The organism is Arsenicicoccus dermatophilus (assembly GCF_046267915.1).
Lineage (GTDB): Bacteria > Actinomycetota > Actinomycetes > Actinomycetales > Dermatophilaceae > Arsenicicoccus > Arsenicicoccus dermatophilus_A.
Genome location: NZ_CP176520.1, coordinates 3,125,681 through 3,144,207, shown reverse-complemented (window position 1 = coordinate 3,144,207; position 18,527 = coordinate 3,125,681). Strand labels below are relative to the sequence as shown.

Sequence of the window (18,527 nt, the reverse complement as noted above, 5' to 3'; positions counted from 1 at the left end):
CCCAAGGAGACGCCATGGAGCGCACCCTCTACGGCGAGGACCACGAGGCCTTCCGTCAGTCCGTCCGCGAGTTCGTCGAGCGCAGCCTCGTCCCCCGGGCCGAGGAGATGATCCGCGAGCACGTCATCCCGCGCGACATCTGGGAGGAGGCCGGGCGGCAGGGCTTCTTCGGCCTGTGCGTCCCCGAGGAGTTCGGCGGCGCCGGCATCGACGACTACCGCTTCAACGCGGTCTTCGCCGAGGAGATCGGCCGGTTCACCGCCGCCGCGTCCTCCTGCTTCGGGATCCACGCCGACATCACCGCGCCATACATCGTGCACCTGGGGACCGAGGAGCAGAAGCAGCGCTGGCTGCCCGACGTCGCCGCAGGCAAGAAGATCCTCGCCATCGGCATGACCGAGCCGTCCGGCGGCTCCGACCTCGCCTCCCTGAAGTCCACCGCGGTCCGGGACGGCGACGAGTGGGTCATCAACGGCTCCAAGACCTTCATCACCAACGGCCACCAGTGCGACCTCGCCGTCGTCGCCGTGCGCACCGACCCCACCAAGGGCGCCAAGGGCATCTCGCTGTTCGTCCTCGAGGCCGGCATGCCCGGCTTCACCAAGGGCAACAAGCTCGACAAGGTCGGCCAGGTCGAGTCCGACACCTCCGAGCTGTTCTTCGAGAACGTGCGGGTCACCGACGACCACCTGCTCGGCCCCGAGGGCATGGGCTTCGTCGAGATGATGAAGCACCTGCCGCAGGAGCGCCTCGGCAACGCCGTCGCCAACCTCGCCAACGCCCAGCAGATCCTCACCGAGACGATCCAGTACACCAAGGACCGCAAGGCCTTCGGCGCCCCCATCGGCACCTTCCAGCACAACAAGTTCAAGATCGCCGAGATGGTCACCCAGGTCGAGGTCACCCAGGCCTTCATGGACCAGTGCATCGCGGCCCACGCCGACGGCAGGCTCACCGCCGTCGACGCCGCCAAGGCCAAGTGGTGGGCCGCCGAGGTGCAGTGCGCCGTGCTCGACGAGTGCGTCCAGCTGCACGGCGGCTACGGCTACATGAACGAGTACCGCGTCGCCCGCGCCTGGCGGGACGCCCGCGTCCACAAGATCTGGGCGGGGTCGAACGAGATCATGAAGGAGCTCATCGGGCGGGACCTCGGCCTCTGAGGTCTTCCCTCGGCTGGCTCTGGGCGGGTCTCTGGCTCGTGTGACGGCTTCGCCGGGAGGGGCGGGCGGCCTTCCGTCCGCCGCTCGCCCCTCGCGGCTCCCGCCACGCCCGCCTGTCCGCCCGCCCCTCCCGGCGCCACCGCTGCGGTGCACGCCCAGGGTGGCCGACCAAGGTCGCCCGTCGTCGTCCGGCCGGGACCGCGGCCGGACCCACCAGGATTCGCCAGGGCAGCAAGGAGGTTCGCCATGAACGGGTTCGAGGACAAGGTCGGGATCGTCACCGGGGCGTCCCGGGGGATCGGGCTGGCCATCGCGCAGCGGCTCGTCGACGAGGGCGCCCGGGTGGTGATCACGGCCCGCAAGCCCCAGGCGCTCGAGGCCGCCGTGGCGCAGCTCGGGGGAGCGGAGCACGCGGTCGCCATACCCGGACATGCCGCCGACCCCGACCATCAGGACGAGGCCGTCCGCACCGCGCTCGACCGCTGGGGGCGACTGGACCTGCTGGTCAACAACACCGGGATCAACCCGGCCTACGGGCCCCTCCTGCAGCTCGACCTCGACGTCGCCCGCAAGATCCTGGACACCAACGTCGTGGCCGCGCTGTCGTGGGTGCAGAAGGCGCACGCCGCGTGGCTCGGCGAGCACGGCGGCGCGATCGTCAACGTCGGGTCCGTCGCCGGGCTGCGGGCGGCACCAGGGATCGCGTTCTACGGCGCGTCCAAGGCGGCGCTGCTACACCTCACCGAGGAGCTCGCGGTCGAGCTCGGACCCACGATCCGGGTCAACGCCGTCGCCCCCGCCGTGGTCCGCACCAGGTTCGCGGAGGCGCTCTACACCGGCCGGGAGGAGCAGGCCGCCCGCGGCTACGCGCTCAAGCGGCTCGGCGAGCCCGAGGACGTCGCCGGCGCCGTGGCCTACCTGCTCAGCGACGACGCCGCCTGGACCACGGGGCACACCATGGTCCTCGACGGCGGCGCCACCCTCGTCGACGGCTCCGCCATCGGCGGCTGAGACACCGACTGGCACGGCGGCCCGGTCCGCCGGAGACTGACCAGCAGCACCCGCCACCCTGACGAGGGACCGCACCCCGGCACACCGCACCCGGTGCGCCCCAGGCACATCGCTCGACGAGGAGACCCGATGACCACCCACCCCGAAGCAGCCCAGGGCGACACCCGCGTGCAGCGGACCGCCGTCGTGACCGGGGCCGCCCGCGGCATCGGCGCCGCCGTGGCTCGCCGCCTCGCCACGGACGGGATGGCCGTGGCCGTCCTCGACCTGGACGAGTCCGCCTGCCAGGGCGTCGTCGACGAGATCACCCGGGCCGGCGGCCAGGCGCTCGCCGTCGGGGTCGACGTCTCCGACGAGGACCGGGTGGAGGCCGCCGTGCAGCGGGTGGCCACCGAGCTCGGCGCACCGACCGTGCTGGTCAACAACGCCGGGATCCTCCGCGACAACCTCCTGTTCCGGATGACCCTGGACGACTGGGACCAGGTGATGGGCGTGCACCTGCGCGGCGCCTTCCTGATGAGCCGGGCGGCGCAGCGGCACATGACCGAGGCTCGCCACGGCCGCATCGTCACCCTGTCGTCGACCTCCGCGCTGGGCAACCGGGGCCAGGCCAACTACGCCGCCGCCAAGGCCGGGCTGCAGGGCTTCACCAAGACCCTGGCCATCGAGCTCGGGCGCTTCGGGGTGACCTGCAACGCGATCGCGCCGGGCTTCATCGCCACCGACATGACCCGCGCGACGGCCGAGCGGATGGGGGTGACCTTCGAGGACTTCCTGGCCGGGGCGGTCGCGCAGATCCCGGTGGGGCGCGTCGGGCTGCCCGAGGACGTCGCGGCGACCGCCTCCTGGCTGTGCGGCGAGGAGTCCGGCTTCGTGAGCGGGCAGGTGATCTACGTGGCCGGCGGGCCACGCGACTGACCGACCCGTGAGGACCCGAGCGAGGCCCGGAGCGGGGCGAGGTCGGTCGCCGAGGAAGCGGTCTGGCCGACCCCGCGGGGACCTGAGCGGCAAGACCGAGGTGGGGGCCGGTGGCCCGGCATACGACGAGAGGAAGCAGTCCATGAAGACGTTCAACGGGGTCCAGGAGATCGTCGCCGCCACGGGCGAGCACCTCGGCTGGTCCGGGTGGCACCAGGTGACCCAGGAGCAGGTCGACCGGTTCGCGGAGGCGACGGGAGATCACCAGTGGATCCACGTCGACCCGGAGCGGGCGGCACGCGAGACGCCCTTCGGCGGGACCATCGCGCACGGCTACTTCACCCTGTCGCGGATCCCGGGCATGCTCGAGGAGGTCTACCAGGTCACCGGCGTGACCATGGGGATGAACTACGGCGCCAACAAGATCCGCTTCCTGACGCCGGTGCGGGTGGGCAGGGCGATCCGGGTCGGCATCGAGCTGACCGACACCGTGGAGACCACGGCCGGCCTGCAGATGATCCTGACCATGACCGTCGAGGTCGAGGGGGCGGACAGGCCTGCCTGCGTCGCCGAGGTCGTCTATCTCGTGGTGCCGTGATGGACGCCCCCGAGGGCCTGGACCTGGTGGCCCTGCGCCGGCACCTCGAGCGGGAGCGCCCTGGTCTGCTGTCGGGCGAGCTGTCCGCGCGGCTGATCGCGGGCGGCCGGTCCAACCTGACGTATGCCGTGACCGACGCCGCCGGGACCACCGTGGTGGTGCGCCGACCACCGCTCGGCCACGTCCTCGCGACCGCGCACGACATGACGCGCGAGCACCGGGTGATGTCGGCGCTGGCCGCGACCGACGTGCCGGTACCCGCGACCTACCTGTGCTGCGCGGACCCGGGCGTGATCGGGGCGCCGTTCTACGTGATGGAGCGCGCGGAGGGCACGCCATACCGCCGCGCGGCGGAGCTGGAGGACCTGGGGCCGCAGCGGACTCGCGCGATCAGCGAGCGGCTCGTGGACGTGCTCGCCGAGCTGCACTCGGTGGACCCCGCAGGCGTGGGGCTCGCGGACTTCGGGCGGCCGGAGGGCTTCCTGCCGCGGCAGGTGCGGCGCTGGTCGACCCAGCTGGAGCACTCGCGGTCACGGGACCTGGCCGGGGTCGAGGAGCTGCACGACCGGCTGGCAGCCGCGGTGCCGGTGGAGCAGAGACCGGCGATCGTGCACGGCGACTACCGCCTGGACAACCTGCTCGTCGCCCCCGGTGCGTCCGCGAGCCCCGCCGCCGGCCCGGACGCCGCCGGTCACCCGCACGAGCCGGACCGGGTCACGGCGGTGCTCGACTGGGAGATGGCCACGCTGGGGGACCCGCTCACCGACCTCGGCCTGCTCGTGGTCTACCAGCAGCTCGCCGACCTGGACGTGAGCAGCGCGCTCGTGCCCGACGTGTCGCGGGCGCCCGGCCATCTCACGACCCGCGAGCAGCTCGACCGCTACGCCGTGGCGAGCGGGCGGGACGTCTCCGACCTCGGGTTCTACGTCGCCCTAGCCTGCTACAAGCTCGCGGTGATCCTCGAGGGCATCCACTACCGGTACGTCCGGGGCAAGACGCTGGGCGAGGGCTTCGCCGAGATCGGCGGCCATGTCGAGCCGCTGATCGACGGGGGTCTGCGTGCGCTGAAGGAGCAGGGCTGATGGACTTCGGGATCGACAGCACCACCCAGGGTTGGCTGGACCGGGCGCAGGGCTTCCTCGACGAGGTGGTCCTCCCGGCGGAGGCCGAGTTCCTCGCCGAGACAGCAGATCTCGACTGGCGGTGGACGGCCTCGCCGACCTTCCGCCGGGTGCGCGACGAGGCGCGCCGGCGGGGCCTGTGGAATCTCTTCCTCCTCGGCGAGCACGGCGCGGGGCTGAGCAACCTGCAGTACGCCCACGTCGCGGAGCTGTCCGGGCGCTCGATCCAGCTGATGCCGCCCGCGATGAACTGCGCCGCACCCGATACCGGCAACATGGAGGTGCTGGCGCTCTACGGCTCCCCCGAGCAGCGCGAGCGGTGGCTGAAGCCCCTGCTGGCCGGCGAGATCCGCTCGGGCTTCGCGATGACCGAGCCCGCGGTCGCGTCCTCCGACGCCACCAACATCGAGCTGACCATCCGCCGCGACGGCGACGACTACGTCCTGAACGGGCGCAAGTGGTGGACCACCGGCGCCATGAACCCGGACTGCCAGGTCTTCGTCGTGATGGGCAAGACCGACCCGGACGCCGAGCGGCACCGCCAGCAGTCGATGATCCTCGTGCCGCGGGACACCCCCGGGCTCACGGTGGAGCGCGGGCTGACCGTCTTCGGGTATGACGACCACGACCACGGCGGCCACGGGGAGCTCGTCTTCGACGGCGTGCGGGTGCCCGCGAGCAACCTCGTCGGGGAGGAGGGCGGCGGCTTCGCGATCGCGCAGGCCCGGCTCGGCCCCGGCCGCATCCACCACTGCATGCGCTCGATCGGTCTGGCGGAGCGCGCGATCGACCTGATGTGCGAGCGCGCTTCGCGGCGGGTGGCCTTCGGGCGGCCGCTCGCCGAGCAGGGTGTGGTGCGCGACTGGATCGCCGAGTCCCGGGTGCGGGTCGAGCAGCTGCGCCTGCTCACCCTCAAGACCGCCTGGCTCATGGACACGGTCGGCAACAAGGGCGCCCACACCGAGATCCAGGCCATCAAGATCGCGACGCCGCGGACGGTGGAGTGGGTGCTGGACAAGGCCATGCAGGTGCACGGCGGCGCCGGGATCTGCCAGGACCTGCCGCTGGCCGCGATGTTCGCCGGGATCCGCACCCTGCGCTGGGCGGACGGCCCCGACGAGGTCCACAAGAGCTCGCTCGCCAAGACCGAGCTGCGCCGCTGGGCCGCCGGCCGGTCCTGACCGGTGCCCTCCACCTGGACCGGCCTGCGGGTCGGACTGGGTGGGCGCGTGGGTCTGGGGTGGGGTGTCGGTCTGTGGCCGGACCGCAGACGGACGCCCTGGGGCGAGACAAACGCCCTCGGCTCAGACCGTCGCGCCGGGGGAGGCGAGGGCGCAGGCGTCCGCTCCGGGGTGAGACGTGTGGCCTGGCGAACACCTGTGCGCCGGCGCAGGCGTGGGCGCCCAGCCGGGCTGCGGTCAGGCGAGCGAGTCCCGCCACGCCTGGTGGAGCGCGGCATACCGCCCCTGGCCGGACCCGGCCAGCTCGGCGGGCGAGCCGTCCTCGACGACCTGCCCGTGCTCCAGCACCAGCACGCGGTCGGCGATCGCGACGGTGGACAGCCGGTGGGCGATGATGATCGCGGTGCGGTCGGCGAGGATCGTGCGCAGCGCCCGCTGGACGAGCTGCTCGCTGGGCACGTCGAGCGAGGACGTCGCCTCGTCCAGGATCAGCACCGCCGGGTCGGCGAGGAAGGCCCGTGCGAAGGCCACCAGCTGGCGCTGACCGGCCGAGAGCCGCCCGCCCCGCTTGCCCAGGTCGGTGTCGTAGCCGGCGGGCAGCCCGGCGACGAAGGCGTCGGCCCCGACGGCCCGAGCGGCCTGCTCGATCTGCTCGCGCGTCGCCCCCGGCCGCCCGAAGCCGATGTTGTCGGCGACGCTGCCCTCGAAGATGACGTTCTCCTGGGTCACCATGACGACGTTGCGCCGCAGGTCGGCGTCGGCGAGGTCGCGCAGGTCGGTGCCGTCGAGCCGCACCGCACCGGCCGTGGGGTCGTAGAACCGCGCGACGAGCTTGGCGATGGTGGTCTTGCCGGCGCCGGTGGTGCCGACCAGCGCCAGGGTCTGACCGGCCGGTATGTCGAGGTCCAGGCCGGGCAGCACGGGCCGCTCGGGGTCGTAGCCGAAGCGCACCCGGTCGAGCCGGACGGCGCCGTGGGCCCGGCCGAGCGGGGTGGGGTCGGTCGGCTCGACCACGGTGGGCTGTTCCTCGAGCACGCCGGAGAGCTTCTCCAGCGCGGCCGAGGCGGACTGGAAGGTGTTGTAGAACTGGCTGATCTCCTGCATCGGCTCGAAGAACATCCGCAGGTAGAGCAGGAAGGCCGCGAGGACGCCGACGGTCATCTCGCCCTGCATCACCCGCCAGCCGCCGTACAGCAGCACCATGGCGATGGTGAGGTTGCCCGTGAGCCGCACCGCGGGCATGAAGATCGCGATCAGCCGGAAGGCGTCGGTGTTGGCGTCGCGGTAGCGGTCGGCCACCTCACCGAAGATCTCCTGGTTGCGGGGCTCACGGCGATAGGCCTGGACGGCGCGGATGCCCGTCGTCGTCTCCACGAACTGCACGATGACCAGCGCCGACGCCTCCCGGACGGTGCGGTAGCTGCGGGTCGAGGCCAGCGAGAACCACCGCAGCACGAGCAGCAACGGCGGGAACGCGAGCAGGCACAGCGCCCCGAGCCGAAGGTCCAGGAGCACCAGCAGGATCGCGGTGCCGACCATGGTGAGCACGGCGTTGACGAGCCCGTCGAAGCCGGTGGCGAGCAGCTCCTGGATGGCCTCGACGTCGCTGGTCATCCGCGAGACGACCCGCCCGGAGGTGTAGCGGTCGTGGAACTGCACGTCGAGCCGCTGGAAGTGGCTGAACACCCGGCGGCGCAGCTCCAGCAGCACGTCCTGGCCGATCCGCCCGGACCGGGACAGGAAGAAGATCCGGGTGGTGGCCTGCACCACGAGGGCGACGACGAGCAGCGTCAGCACCTGCCCGAGCGCGGCGTTGCCCTGGTGCGCGACGAGGGGCGGGACGCCGTGGTCGATGCCGCGCTGGACGAGCGTGGGGACGGCGAGGCGGGCGAGGTTCTCGACCACCACGACCAGGCACAGCAGCCACACGAGCCGCTTGTGGGGGCGCAGCAGGTCCCACAGCAGGGCGCGGCTGCGGGCCTGCAGCGCCAGCCCGGTGGCCTCGGAGCGGTCCTCGAGGTGCTCGCCGGCGACCCCGCGCCAGCCCTCGCGGACGGCGCTGCCGTCGGCCTCCTGCCGGACCCGGTCGTCGGGCTCGCCCTCGGGGGAGGATCCGGTATGCCGCGCCTGCGGCGAGGCGGTGGCCGGGCTCATCGGTGGTGGTCCTCTCCGTCGTGGTCGAGCGCGTCGCGGGCGTCGCGGCCCTGCTCCCTGGCCGCACGGTCGCTGCCGGCCAGCACGAGGGTCTGCTCGTCGATGTCCCCGCCGACGGTGTGCTCGGCGGGGTCGATCTCGTCGTCGGCCGCGAGGAGGCGGCGATAGGCGGGCACGGTCGCGAGGAGCTCGGCGTGGGTGCCGACGTGGGTGATGGTGCCGCCCTCGAGCAGGGCGACCCGGTCGGCGAGCAGCACCGTGGAGGCGCGGTGCGCCACGATCACCGCGGTGACGCCGACGAGGACGCGCCGCAGGGCCTCCTCGACCAGCGCCTCGGTGTGCACGTCGAGCGCGGACAGGGTGTCGTCCAGGACGAGCACGCGGGGGTGGGTGAGGACCGCGCGGGCGAGCGCGAGGCGCTGCCGCTGGCCGCCCGACAGCGACAGGCCCTGCTCGCCGATGCGGGTGTCCAGGCCCCAGGGCAGGTCGTGGACGAAGCCGGCCTGGGCGACCTCGACGGCCTGCGTCACCTCGGCGTCGGTGGCGTCCTCGCGGCCGAGCGTGAGGTTCTCCCGCGCCGACATGGAGAACAACGTGGGCTCCTCGAAGGCCGTCGCGACGGTCCGGCGCAGCGACTCCAGCCGCAGGTCGCGGACGTCGACGCCGTCGATGGTGACGCGACCTGCGGTGACGTCGCGCAGCCGGGGGATCAGGCTGGTGAGCGTGGTCTTGCCGGAGCCGGTGGCACCGACCAGGGCGACGGTCTCGCCGGGCGCCAGGTCGAGGTGGACGTCGTGCAGCACGTCCTCGTCGGCGTCGGGGAACCGGAAGCAGACCCCCTCCAGGCGCAGGTGCCCGCGGGGCCGGTCGAGGTCGCCGGGCCCGTCGGCGATCTCGAGCGGGGAGTCCATGACCTCGGTGACCCGGTCGGCGGCGGTCATGGTCTCCTGCAGCATCGAGATCAGGAAGCCGAGGGAGGCGACCGGCCACACCAGGGAGAGCATCAGGGTGAGGAAGGCGACCAGGGTCCCCAGGGTGATCCGGCCGTCCGCGACGGCGAGGGCCCCGAGCCCGAGCACCACGACGAGGGTGAGGTTGGGGATGACCTCCAGGAAGGTCCAGAACAGCGAGGTCAGCCGCACCTTGCGCAGCGACGTCGCCCGCAGCCGCCGGGCCCGCTCGTCGAAGGTCGCGTAGACGTGGTCGGCGCGGCCGAAGCTCTTGATCACCCGCAGCCCGTGGGCGCCCTCCTCGACGGAGGTGGCGACGTCGCCGGTCTGGTCCTGCACCTCGCGGGAGACGGTGGTGAGGGCGTGCTCGGTGCGGTGCACGAGCAGGGCGACCGGAACCACGGAGGCGAGGACCACGAGCCCGAGGGGCCAGGCCATCCGCAGCAGCAGGCCGACGACCACGGCGATCTGCAGCAGGTTGGTGACCAGGAAGATCAGCGCGAAGCCGAGGAACCGCCGCAGGGTCCCCAGGTCGGACATCATGCGCGACAGCAGCTGCCCGGACTGCCATCGCGAGTGGAAGCTCGCGGGGAGCCGCTGCAGGTGGGCGTACAGTTCCTTGCGGATCGACGCCTCGACCTCCTGCATGGCCCGGCTCACGACCCAGCGCCGGACGAGGATCAGCGTCGCCTCGGTCACGCCGAGCGTCAGCGCGAGCAGGCCCAGGGTGAGCAGTCCCCGCCCGTCCCGGTGGGCCACCGGGCCGTCGATGATCCGCCCGGTGATCAGGGGGATCGAGATCGACGTCAGGATCCCGGCCAGCGCCGCCGCGAACGACAGCAGGAAGCGAGCCCGGACGGGCCGCAGGTAGTGCATGAGTCGGTGCAGGGACGTGGTGGCGCGCACCCGTGCGGGTCGCGGCGGAAGTGTCGGCATCACCGCCAGTCTGGCACCGGGCACCGACATGCTCCCGGGGACGGCGGACTCAGCCCGCAGCCACCTCCGGGGCGGCACCGTGCGGCCGGGCGGTGGCGGGGCCCAGGGTGCGCGACGGCCGCCCCAGGCAGGGAGCCACGCAGGCCCAGACCCGGTCGCCCCCGGCGCGCTTGGCGGCGTACATCCGGTCGTCGGCGGCGTGGAGCGCCTGGTCCAGGTCGGGGTGCTCCACCGTGGTGACCCCGATGCTCACCGAGATCACCGGCACCGCCTGCCCGTCGGCGGGTGTCGGCAGCGCCTCCCGGGCCACCCCGCGCAGCGCGTCCAGGTCGTCGGCGAGCGACGCGGTGGCCCGCCCGTCGGGCGCAGGCGGGCGGACGACGACGAACTCCTCCCCGCCGTACCGCGTGACCAGGTCCGTCGGCGGCAGGTGCGCGCGCAGGACCTCCCCGAAGACCCGCAGCACCGTGTCACCCGTGGCGTGACCGAAGGTGTCGTTGATCACCTTGAAACGGTCCAGGTCCATCAGGGCCACCTGGGCGGGCCGCTCCCGGCTGCTGCCGGCGATCAGGTCGGGGGCCACGTCGGTGAGGTGCTGGCGGTTGTGCAGCCCGGTCAGCGCATCCCGGGAGCCCAGCTCACGGATCCGCTCGTGCGCGACCCGCAGCTCGTCCAGCGCCGCCTGCCGCTCGGCGAGGGCCTGCTCGAGGGCGTCGGCACGGCCCTGCGCGGCGGCCCGGTCACGCAGCAGGTGACCGCGCCGGTGCCAGGCGTCCAGGGCCCGGGCCTGCCGGGTGGCGTCGCCCTCGCGCAGCTGGTCGGAGATCGTGGCCGACCGCCGGGCCGCGGCCAGGGCCAGACGCAGGTCACCGGCCGCCTCCGCCGCCGCGGACAGGGCCGTCTGCAGCTGCACCTCCTCGTAGGCCGAGAGCTGGTCGGCCGGCTGGTCCTGCAGGATCCGGACCGCGCGCTCCGGGTGCCCGGCGCGCACCTCCAGCGCCGCCGTGATACGGGCCAGGGCCAGGCGCACCACGGTGTTGCGCACCTCCTCCGGCCTCGGGGCGTCCGCGAGCAGGTCCCGCGCCGCGGCCACGTCGCCGCCGACGAGGCAGGACTCGGCCAGCAGGCAGCGCCCCTTGAGGTGGACCTCGGGCCACGTGTCGGCGAGTACGACCAGCGCCTGCCGGACCCAGTCCTGCGCCTGGGCGAGATCTCCCTTGCGCAGGGCCATCTCACCGATGTTGAGCTGGATCACGCCCAGCAGCGTGGGCGCGTCCACCCGGCGAGCCAGCTCCAGCGCCTCCAGGAACAGCTCCGTGGCCCGCTCGTAGGAGTGCATGCTCAGCACCGCGGAGTTCTGCAGCACGCCGGCTCGACCTACGACGTCGCCGTGCACCTCGAAGAGACGGCCGGCCTCGACGAAGCGGTCCTGCGCCTCCCGCTCCAGGCCCAGCCCCGACAGGACGATCGCCGTGGTCTCCAGGGCCCGGGCCCGCCACAGGTCACGGCCGGTGGGATCGGGCTCGCCCGGGGACGGCCTGCCGATGGCCTCCTCGGCCTCGATCGCCAGGGCGAGGGCCTCATCCATCCGGCCCACGGCCCACGTCGCGCGGGCCCGCAGCACCGCCGTGACCGGGTGGTCCGGCAGGGCGGCGACCTGCTGGGCGAAGAGGTCGGCGGAGCGGTGCCGCTCCCGCCACACCCGGTCCAGGCGCGTGATCAGGTCGGGGTCGTCCGCGGTGCCGGTGCCGCCGCCGGGGGGAGTGGTCGAGGGGGTGGTCACGCGCCCATCCTGCCGCGACGGCGTGGTGTGCGCCGCACCAGGCGGCGCCCGCCCGGTGCGGCCGGGCGGGAGGGTTCGGCCGCACCGTGCGGGGGGCGGCGTGGCCGGTGCGGTCTGCGTGGTGGATCCGCCGGTCAGCGGTTCGCAAGGAGGTCATTCGACCGGCTCGGGACCGGTCACGCGGTCACCGCCGGAGCGTTTCGCGGCATACATGCCGCGGTCCGCGACCAGCAGCGCCGACGGCAGGTCGGGGGTGGTCAGCTCGACCACGCCGATGCTCATGGCGACGCCGGGCAGCAGGCGGCCGAGGGGATCACGGGCCCGGGTGCTCCCGGCGACGGCCCGCAGCCCGTCCAGGTCGGCGGCCAGGGGCCGCCGCCGGTCGTCCGGGCCGGCCGGCGGGCGGACGACGACGAACTCCTCGCCGCCGTACCTCGCCACCAGGTCCGACGGCGGCAGGTGCTCGACCAGCACCCTCGCGAAGGCCTGCAGGACGGCGTCGCCCGCCGCGTGCCCCAGGGTGTCGTTGATGCGCTTGAACTCGTCCAGGTCGACGAGGGCGACCTGGGCCGGTCGACCTGGACGGGCGCTCGCGACGAGCCGCACCCCGGCGTCCATCAGGTGCTGACGGTTGTGCAGGCCGGTGAGCGGGTCCCGGACGCTCAGCTCGCGGATCTGCGCCGTCGCCCGGCTCAGCTCGGCCAGGGCGTCCTCCAGGGAGGCGGCGCGCTCGCGGGCGGCCTCCCGCTCCTGCCGCAGCAGCGACGACCGGTGCCACACGTCCAGGGCCCGGGCCGCGGTGGTGCGGTCCTCGGCCCCGACGACCCGCAGCTCCTCGAAGGCGCGCCGGGCGGTCTCCAGGGCCTGCTCCGGCCGCCCGGCCTGCGCCTGCAGGTCGGAGAGCAGCTGCAGGAGCAGGGGCTCGGCGGTCCGGTCCCCACCGGCCTCCAGGACGGTCTCCACCACGGGTATGACGCTCTCCGCCCGCCCCTGCGCGAGCGCGACCGCACCGATCGCCCTGGCGACGGCGGCGCGCAGCTTGGGGTCAGGGGTCGTCAGCGGGTCGGGGAGCAGGTCGGCCTCCCGCCGGGCCCCGACCAGGTCGTCACGCAGCAGGGCCAGGTCGACGAGCACGCACCGGGCGCTCACCGCGAGGTCCGGTGCCTCGACGGCGAGGATCGCCTCGGCCGATCGAGCCAGCGCCTCCCGCTCCTCCCAGGGCATGCCGGTGTCGGCCCCCACGTGGGCGAGGTTCAGGCGGATGACGCCGACGAGGGCGGGGTCCGCCGCTTGCTCAGCCAGGGCGAGGGCCTCGAGGTAGAGCTCCAGCGCGGTCTCGTCGGCCTGGAACCGGAGGGTGGCGATGTTCTGCAGGGAGCTGGCGACGCCCACCGGGTCCTGCAGCCGGTGGTAGAGCTCGGAGGCGGCCGCGAGCGAGCCCTGCGCCTCGTCCAGCAGCCCCAGGGGGAGCAGGACGTTGCCGCGGGTCTCGAGCAGCCGGGCCCGCCATACGTCGTCCTCGCGCAGCCCGTCCTCGGCCTCGGCGCACAGCTGCAGGCAGCGCCCCAGGTCGCCGTCGGCCAGCGCCACCCGGGACTGCAGGAAGGTCCGGACCGGGTGGGCGGGCAGCGCGGCGACCGACTCCCGGAAGCCGGAGGGGTCGCGGTACCGCTGCTGCCAGATCCGCTCGACCGCGTGCGGGTCGGGGACGTCGGCAGCCATGGGCCCACCCTAGGGAACGGTCGAGGACCTGACCACGGATCGTCACGGAGTTGAGCCTGCCGAGCGACGAGCATCGGGGCAGAGCCGTCAGGTGCGACCCGTGAGGGCGGCGTCGGCCGGCTGACGACGGGGTTCCGGCTCCCTCGGACGCCCGCCCTCCCCTCACCAGGATCGTGTGCGTCGACCGCCGGAATCCGGCGGTCGACGCACACGATCCTGGTGGTGTCGGCGTCGGCCGGAGAGCCCTCGAATACCCCATGGGCAGGTGCGGGCCCGGTCCGCCGCCAGGGGTGGCTGGGCGGGGGCGGTGCCCGCCTAGACTGGCACGGTGCTGACTACCCTCCTCGACGGCCAGGTGATGGCCGAGAAGCACGGCTCCGGCCACCCCCGCGTCATCGCCCTGCACGGCTGGGCCCGCACCCGCCACGACTGGGCCCCCGTGCTGCGCGACCACGACGCGCTCGCGCTCGACCTGCCCGGCTTCGGAGCCACCGCGCCGCCGCCCGACGGCTGGTCGACCGAGCAGTATGCCGACCAGCTGCTGCCCCTGCTCGACCCCGCCGCCCCCGTGGTGCTGATGGGTCACTCCTTCGGCGGGCGGGTGGCGGTGCACGCCGCCCGGCTGCGGCCGGAGGGGGTCGCGGGGCTCGTGCTCACCGGCGTGCCGCTGCTGCGCGCGCAGCTCGCCCCGGCGGGCGCCAAGCCGGCCCGTGGCCCGCTGGACCTGCGCGTCGCCAAGGCCCTGCACAAGCGCGGGATCGTCCCCGGGTCCGTCGTCGACCGCTACCGCAAGAAGTACGGCTCCGCCGACTACAACGCCGCCCAGGGCGTGCTGCGCACCGTGCTGGTGAAGGCCGTCAACGAGGACTACACCCGCGAGCTGGAGGCCGTGCGCGCCGCCGGCATACCGACCGAGATGGTCTGGGGGGCAGGGGACACCGCGGCTCCTGTCGCCATGGCGCGCGCCGCCGCCGAGCTCGTCGGCCCCACCGCCCAGCTCGACGTCGTGGAGGGGTCCGCCCACCTGCTCGACGACGCCCTCGTCGCCCACCTGCGGTCCGCCCTGGACCGCGTCCTCGCCAGCCCCAAGGAGTCCCGCCCGTGATCCTCGACGTCGTCACCTGGGCCGCCGTGGCCGCCGCGCTCGCCGCCGAGGACTCGCGCTGGCTGCGGGTCGCGCAGCGGGAGCACTACGAGCCCGGCCGCGACACCGCCATGGCGCGGCTGTGGACCGAGGTCAAGCCGGAGAACGCCGTGCTGCTCGGCGCCGCCGCCATCTGCATCGGCGCGGGCCTGTGGAGCAAGCCGTTCACCCTCGTCGGGCTCGCCGCCATCGCCGCCTGGCCGCTCGGTCTGCCCGTGCGTGGCACGACCAAGGCGCTCGCGTGGACCGACCGGATGAAGCGGCTCTCGGCCGTGACCGTCGGCCTGCAGCTCGTGCTCGCCGCGGCCGCCGGGCTCGCGCGCGGGCCGTATGCCGCCGCCGTGGTCGCCCTGCTCGCGGTGCCGCTGGTGGACCTGGCCATGGCGATCATGCGGCCGGTGGAGCGCCGGATGGCGCAGAAGTTCGTCGTCGAGGCGCAGGACAAGCTGCGCCGGATGCGCCCCACCGTGGTCGCGATCACCGGGTCCTACGGCAAGACGTCGACCAAGCTCTACGTCAACCAGCTGCTCTCGCGCTCGCACGCCGCCGTCGCGTCGCCGGCGTCGTTCAACAACCTCATGGGGCTGTCGCGCACCGTCAACGACCGGCTCGTGCCCGGCACCGAGGTGTTCGTGGCCGAGATGGGGACCTACGGCCCCGGCGAGATCCGCGAGCTGTGCAAGGTCTTCCCGCCCACGATCGCCGCGATCACCACGATCGGCGAGGCCCACCTGGAGCGGATGAAGAACCGCGAGACCATCGTCGCCGCCAAGTCCGAGATCACCGAGGACGCGGCCGTGTCGGTGCTCAACGTCGACGTGCCCGAGCTCGCGGCCCTCGCCGACCGGCTCGAGGGGGCCAAGCGGGTCGTGCGTTGCTCCGCGACCGCCGGGGCCTGGGCCGACGTGGTCGTCGCCCCCGAGGGGGACCGCTGGGCGGTCACCGTCGACGGCGAGCACGTCACGACCGTGGACGGGCCGCCCGCCGGCCACCCGATCAACCTCGCGGTCGCCGTGGGCATCGCGCGGGCGCTCGACGTGCCTGCCGCGTCGCTGGCGCCCCTGATGGTCGACCTGCCGGGTGCGGCCCACCGCGCCGAGCTGCAGCGCGACGAGCGCGGGGTCGCGGTCATCGACGACACCTACAACTCCAACCCCGACGGCGCCGCGTCGGCGCTGCGGTCCGCGCGGGCCGCCGTGGGCGAGGGCGGGCGGATCTACACGATCACCCCCGGCATGGTCGAGCTCGGTGACCAGCAGGCGGCGCGCAACCGGTCCTTCGCCGCCGCCGCGACGGCCGCGGACGACCAGGTGCTGGCGATCACCGGCCTGACCAACCGGCGGGCGCTGCTCGCCGGCGCGCAGGGGCAGCCGGGCGAGGTGCGCACCTATCCCTCGCGGGAGGCCGCGGCGGCCGAGATCATGGCCCAGGCCACGGCCGGCGACGTCGTCCTCTTCGAGAACGACCTGCCCGACCACTACGCCTGACCAGGCCGTTGGTCGAGCACCTCGCGGTCCTGGCCCGGACCCACCTGCTGCTGTCCTGACGCCCGCTGTCCGGCCGGGTCGTCGGACGGCCTCGGGCGTCAGGCCAGCAGCAGGGCGGCAGCCACGACGGCGAGGGGTATGCCGAGCAGCGCCGCCAGGACCAGGCGGCCGCCGGTGGTGGCGAGGTTGGGATCCCAGCCGTTGCCCGCCGGGCGCGGCACCCACACCCGCGGGTCGTCCGGGTCGAGGTAGGCCGCCCCCCAGCGCCTCTTGGCCGGGTCCTGCACCCGGACGGGCCCGTCGAGGGCCGACCGGGTGTCACGGGCGCTGAGCACGCCGATCAGGACGAGCGCCGACACCACGACGCCCAGCACCACCACCACGGCCACCAGGTCATCGCTCATGTCGTCCAGGCTAGTCGCGGCGCCCTGCTCGGTGCGGGCAGTTCGGCGCGTCCGCGAGGGGTCGTGTGCCGGGGGCGGTGCCCCTAGGCTCGCGGCATGGACGCCACCGTCACCCTCGCCGCCGTCGACGACGAGCTGCTCGCCCGCCTGGTCACCGTGGCCACCACCGACGCCACGGCGGGTGAGGTCACTGCGCCGATCACCCCGGGCGACGACTGGACGCCCGAGCGGGTCGCGTGGTTCGAGGACTACCACCGCCGCTGCCGGGCCGGGCTGACCGGGCCGGCCGGGGAGGCGATCTGGGCAATCCTGACCGACGTCGACCCGGTGGGGTGCGTGCGGCTGCGGGTGACCGACGAGCCCGGCGTCCTGGAGACCGGGATCTGGCTGGCCCGTTCCGCTCGGGGTCGCGGGATCTCCACGGCGGCAACCAGACTCGTGCTCGCCGAGGCACGACGTCAGGGCGCCCGGCGAGTCGTCGCCGACACCGCGCAGACCAACGTCGCCGCCCAGGGGCTGCTGCGGTCGGCGGGCTTCGCGCTCGCGGCCGCGGGGGCGGGGCGCGTCGGCGCGACGGCCGACCTCGGTGGCGGCGTCACCCCCTGAGCGGGTGCCGGGCCGGTGTCGGGCGGCGCGCCGGACAGCCGCCGGGTCAGCGAGGTCCGGCCACCGGCATACGATCAGCACCAAACCCACCAGAACGTCTGCAGAAAGGTCACCCAGACCATGCCCCAGACCGTGACCGTCGTCTTCGGCGGGCCCTCGGCCGAGCACGACATCTCGATCCTCACCGGCCTGCAGTGCGAGCGCGTCCTGCAGCGCGCCGGCGCCCAGGTCCAGTGCCTCTACTGGGACCGCGGCGGCCGCTGGCACGCGGTCCCGCCGCAGACCGAGGCGCGCGACTACCTCGACGGCGCACCGGCCAAGGCGCAGAAGGTCGAGCTCAAGCTCGGCGCCGGCGCCGAGGACGGATTCCACATGAAGGCCGGCTTCCGCGGCACCAAGAAGCTCGAGCTCGGCGCGGTCCTGCTCGCCCTGCACGGCGGCGCCGGCGAGTCCGGCGGCACGCAGGCGCTCTTCGAGCTGCTGGGCGTCCCCACGACCGGCTCCTCCCCGGCGGCCGCGGCGCTCGGCATGGACAAGCTCGCGTTCGGCGCGCTCATGGCCGACGCCGGCGTCCCCACGCTGCGCCGCGAGATCGTCTCGCCGACCTTCCGCCCGACCTTCCAGGGCCCCTACATCGTCAAGCCGCGGTTCGGCGGCAGCTCGATCGGCATCGAGGTCGTCGACGACCACGACACCGCGCTGGCCCTGCTCAAGAGCTCGTTGCACATGCGCGCCGGCGCCGTCGTGGAGCCCTTCCGCGACGACCTGTGGGACCTGAACATCTCGTTCACCACCGCGCCCGAGCTCAAGACCTCGCTGATCGAGAAGCCCCTGCGCAAGGAGGGTGGCGCGATCTACGACTACGCCGGGAAGTACATGGGCGGCGGCGCCGACGGCATGACCTCCGCGCCGCGCGAGCTGCCGGCCCGGATCAGCCCCGAGCTGGAGGCCACGGCGCGCGAGCTCGCGACCAAGGTCGCCGAGCTGACCGGCCTGACCGGCATCAACCGCGTGGACTTCCTGACCGACGGGACCGAGATCTTCGTCAACGAGGTCAACTCGATCCCCGGCGCGATGGCGCTCTACCTCTGGCCCGACGAGGACCCGGGCAAGATGCTGCTCGCCATGGTCGAGGAGGCCAAGCTGGCGAGCCACCGCGTGCCGACGACGTCCTTCGAGGAGGGGGCCGCGCTGCGCGCCGCCGGCGGCATCTCCGGCAAGCTGACGGGTCTCGGCCCGCAGCGCTGACCCGCGCCGACGGGGGAGCCGCACCGCCCAGAGGGTGGCGCGGCTCCCCTCGTCGCATCCGTCGCATCCGCCGCCCCCCGTCTCCTCCGGCGCGCCACCAGGGG

At 73.9% G+C, this 18,527-nt stretch carries 15 protein-coding genes; 10 read left to right on the top strand and 5 right to left on the bottom strand.

The genetic code is table 11. The annotated features are described in order from the left end of the window. The first annotated feature begins 14 nt into the window (after positions 1-14). The 6 genes from ACK2IS_RS14785 (at position 15) to ACK2IS_RS14760 (ending at position 5,989) form a co-directional block, all read left to right on the top strand. Positions 15-1,160 (top strand): acyl-CoA dehydrogenase family protein, encoded by a 1,146-nt coding sequence (locus ACK2IS_RS14785; RefSeq protein WP_409484050.1) that lies wholly within the window; start codon positions 15-17, stop codon positions 1,158-1,160. A gap of 246 nt (positions 1,161-1,406) precedes the next feature. Continuing rightward, positions 1,407-2,171 carry an SDR family oxidoreductase gene (locus ACK2IS_RS14780; protein WP_409484049.1) on the top strand — a complete coding sequence of 255 codons (765 nt, stop codon included), beginning with the start codon at positions 1,407-1,409 and terminating at the stop codon, positions 2,169-2,171. Positions 2,172-2,300: 129 nt separating this feature from the next. Then, positions 2,301-3,089, top strand: a complete 789-nt coding sequence (gene fabG / locus ACK2IS_RS14775) for a 3-oxoacyl-ACP reductase FabG (RefSeq protein ID WP_409484048.1) — start codon at positions 2,301-2,303, stop codon at positions 3,087-3,089. Between the two features lie 142 nt (positions 3,090-3,231). Next, complete coding sequence (locus ACK2IS_RS14770; protein ID WP_409484047.1) at positions 3,232-3,687, top strand: MaoC family dehydratase; 456 nt, start codon at positions 3,232-3,234, stop codon at positions 3,685-3,687. Beyond that, a complete protein-coding gene (locus ACK2IS_RS14765) occupies positions 3,687-4,769 on the top strand; it encodes a phosphotransferase family protein (RefSeq protein WP_409485685.1) in 1,083 nt (360 codons plus the stop codon). Before ACK2IS_RS14770 ends, ACK2IS_RS14765 begins: the two co-directional genes overlap by 1 nt. Further along, positions 4,769-5,989, top strand: a complete 1,221-nt coding sequence (locus ACK2IS_RS14760) for an acyl-CoA dehydrogenase family protein (protein ID WP_409484046.1) — start codon at positions 4,769-4,771, stop codon at positions 5,987-5,989. Before ACK2IS_RS14765 ends, ACK2IS_RS14760 begins: the two co-directional genes overlap by 1 nt. A 237-nt stretch (positions 5,990-6,226) precedes the next feature. Here ACK2IS_RS14760 and ACK2IS_RS14755 read toward each other — a convergent pair whose 3' ends face one another. The 4 genes from ACK2IS_RS14755 to ACK2IS_RS14740 all read right to left on the bottom strand — a co-directional run bounded on the left by ACK2IS_RS14755 (position 6,227) and on the right by ACK2IS_RS14740 (position 13,534). Beyond that, on the bottom strand, positions 6,227-8,143 hold the full coding sequence (locus ACK2IS_RS14755; protein WP_409484045.1) for an ABC transporter ATP-binding protein: 1,917 nt from the start codon (positions 8,141-8,143) through the stop codon (positions 6,227-6,229). Next, positions 8,140-10,029, bottom strand: a complete 1,890-nt coding sequence (locus ACK2IS_RS14750; protein ID WP_409484044.1) for an ABC transporter ATP-binding protein — start codon at positions 10,027-10,029, stop codon at positions 8,140-8,142. Before ACK2IS_RS14750 ends, ACK2IS_RS14755 begins: the two co-directional genes overlap by 4 nt. A gap of 49 nt (positions 10,030-10,078) precedes the next feature. Continuing rightward, on the bottom strand, positions 10,079-11,812 hold the full coding sequence (locus ACK2IS_RS14745) for a diguanylate cyclase (RefSeq protein ID WP_409484043.1): 1,734 nt from the start codon (positions 11,810-11,812) through the stop codon (positions 10,079-10,081). Positions 11,813-11,965: 153 nt separating this feature from the next. After that, a complete protein-coding gene (locus ACK2IS_RS14740) occupies positions 11,966-13,534 on the bottom strand; it encodes a GGDEF domain-containing protein (protein ID WP_409484042.1) in 1,569 nt (522 codons plus the stop codon). Positions 13,535-13,862: 328 nt separating this feature from the next. Between ACK2IS_RS14740 and ACK2IS_RS14735 the strand changes: the two genes are divergently transcribed. Both ACK2IS_RS14735 and ACK2IS_RS14730 read left to right on the top strand, forming a co-directional pair. After that, the gene (locus ACK2IS_RS14735; RefSeq protein ID WP_409484041.1) at positions 13,863-14,639 is read left to right on the top strand and encodes an alpha/beta fold hydrolase; all 777 of its coding nucleotides are present in this window, start codon (positions 13,863-13,865) and stop codon (positions 14,637-14,639) included. After that, a complete protein-coding gene (locus ACK2IS_RS14730) occupies positions 14,636-16,165 on the top strand; it encodes a Mur ligase family protein (RefSeq protein ID WP_409484040.1) in 1,530 nt (509 codons plus the stop codon). Before ACK2IS_RS14735 ends, ACK2IS_RS14730 begins: the two co-directional genes overlap by 4 nt. Before the next feature lie 98 nt (positions 16,166-16,263). Here the strand turns inward: ACK2IS_RS14730 and ACK2IS_RS14725 are convergent, their stop codons facing one another. After that, positions 16,264-16,569 (bottom strand): hypothetical protein, encoded by a 306-nt coding sequence (locus ACK2IS_RS14725; RefSeq protein WP_409484039.1) that lies wholly within the window; start codon positions 16,567-16,569, stop codon positions 16,264-16,266. Between the two features lie 96 nt (positions 16,570-16,665). Between ACK2IS_RS14725 and ACK2IS_RS14720 the strand changes: the two genes are divergently transcribed. Both ACK2IS_RS14720 and ACK2IS_RS14715 read left to right on the top strand, forming a co-directional pair. After that, on the top strand, positions 16,666-17,175 hold the full coding sequence (locus tag ACK2IS_RS14720; protein ID WP_409484038.1) for a GNAT family N-acetyltransferase: 510 nt from the start codon (positions 16,666-16,668) through the stop codon (positions 17,173-17,175). Between the two features lie 120 nt (positions 17,176-17,295). After that, complete coding sequence (locus ACK2IS_RS14715) at positions 17,296-18,423, top strand: hypothetical protein (RefSeq protein WP_409484037.1); 1,128 nt, start codon at positions 17,296-17,298, stop codon at positions 18,421-18,423. The last annotated feature ends 104 nt before the right edge of the window (positions 18,424-18,527 follow it).

Bases quoted from the DNA above. Each gene is read 5' to 3' on its own strand.
- ACK2IS_RS14765 (WP_409485685.1), top strand. From the start codon at position 3,687: ATGGACGCCCCCGAGGGCCTGGACCTGGTGGCCCTGCGCCGGCACCTC.
- ACK2IS_RS14755 (WP_409484045.1), bottom strand. From the start codon at position 8,143: ATGAGCCCGGCCACCGCCTCGCCGCAGGCGCGGCATACCGGATCCTCC.
- ACK2IS_RS14715 (WP_409484037.1), top strand. From the start codon at position 17,296: ATGCCCCAGACCGTGACCGTCGTCTTCGGCGGGCCCTCGGCCGAGCAC.
- ACK2IS_RS14770 (WP_409484047.1), top strand. From the start codon at position 3,232: ATGAAGACGTTCAACGGGGTCCAGGAGATCGTCGCCGCCACGGGCGAG.
- ACK2IS_RS14750 (WP_409484044.1), bottom strand. From the start codon at position 10,029: ATGCCGACACTTCCGCCGCGACCCGCACGGGTGCGCGCCACCACGTCC.
- ACK2IS_RS14725 (WP_409484039.1), bottom strand. From the start codon at position 16,569: ATGAGCGATGACCTGGTGGCCGTGGTGGTGGTGCTGGGCGTCGTGGTG.
- ACK2IS_RS14785 (WP_409484050.1), top strand. From the start codon at position 15: ATGGAGCGCACCCTCTACGGCGAGGACCACGAGGCCTTCCGTCAGTCC.
- ACK2IS_RS14780 (WP_409484049.1), top strand. From the start codon at position 1,407: ATGAACGGGTTCGAGGACAAGGTCGGGATCGTCACCGGGGCGTCCCGG.
- ACK2IS_RS14720 (WP_409484038.1), top strand. From the start codon at position 16,666: ATGGACGCCACCGTCACCCTCGCCGCCGTCGACGACGAGCTGCTCGCC.
- ACK2IS_RS14760 (WP_409484046.1), top strand. From the start codon at position 4,769: ATGGACTTCGGGATCGACAGCACCACCCAGGGTTGGCTGGACCGGGCG.
- fabG (WP_409484048.1), top strand. From the start codon at position 2,301: ATGACCACCCACCCCGAAGCAGCCCAGGGCGACACCCGCGTGCAGCGG.
- ACK2IS_RS14740 (WP_409484042.1), bottom strand. From the start codon at position 13,534: ATGGCTGCCGACGTCCCCGACCCGCACGCGGTCGAGCGGATCTGGCAG.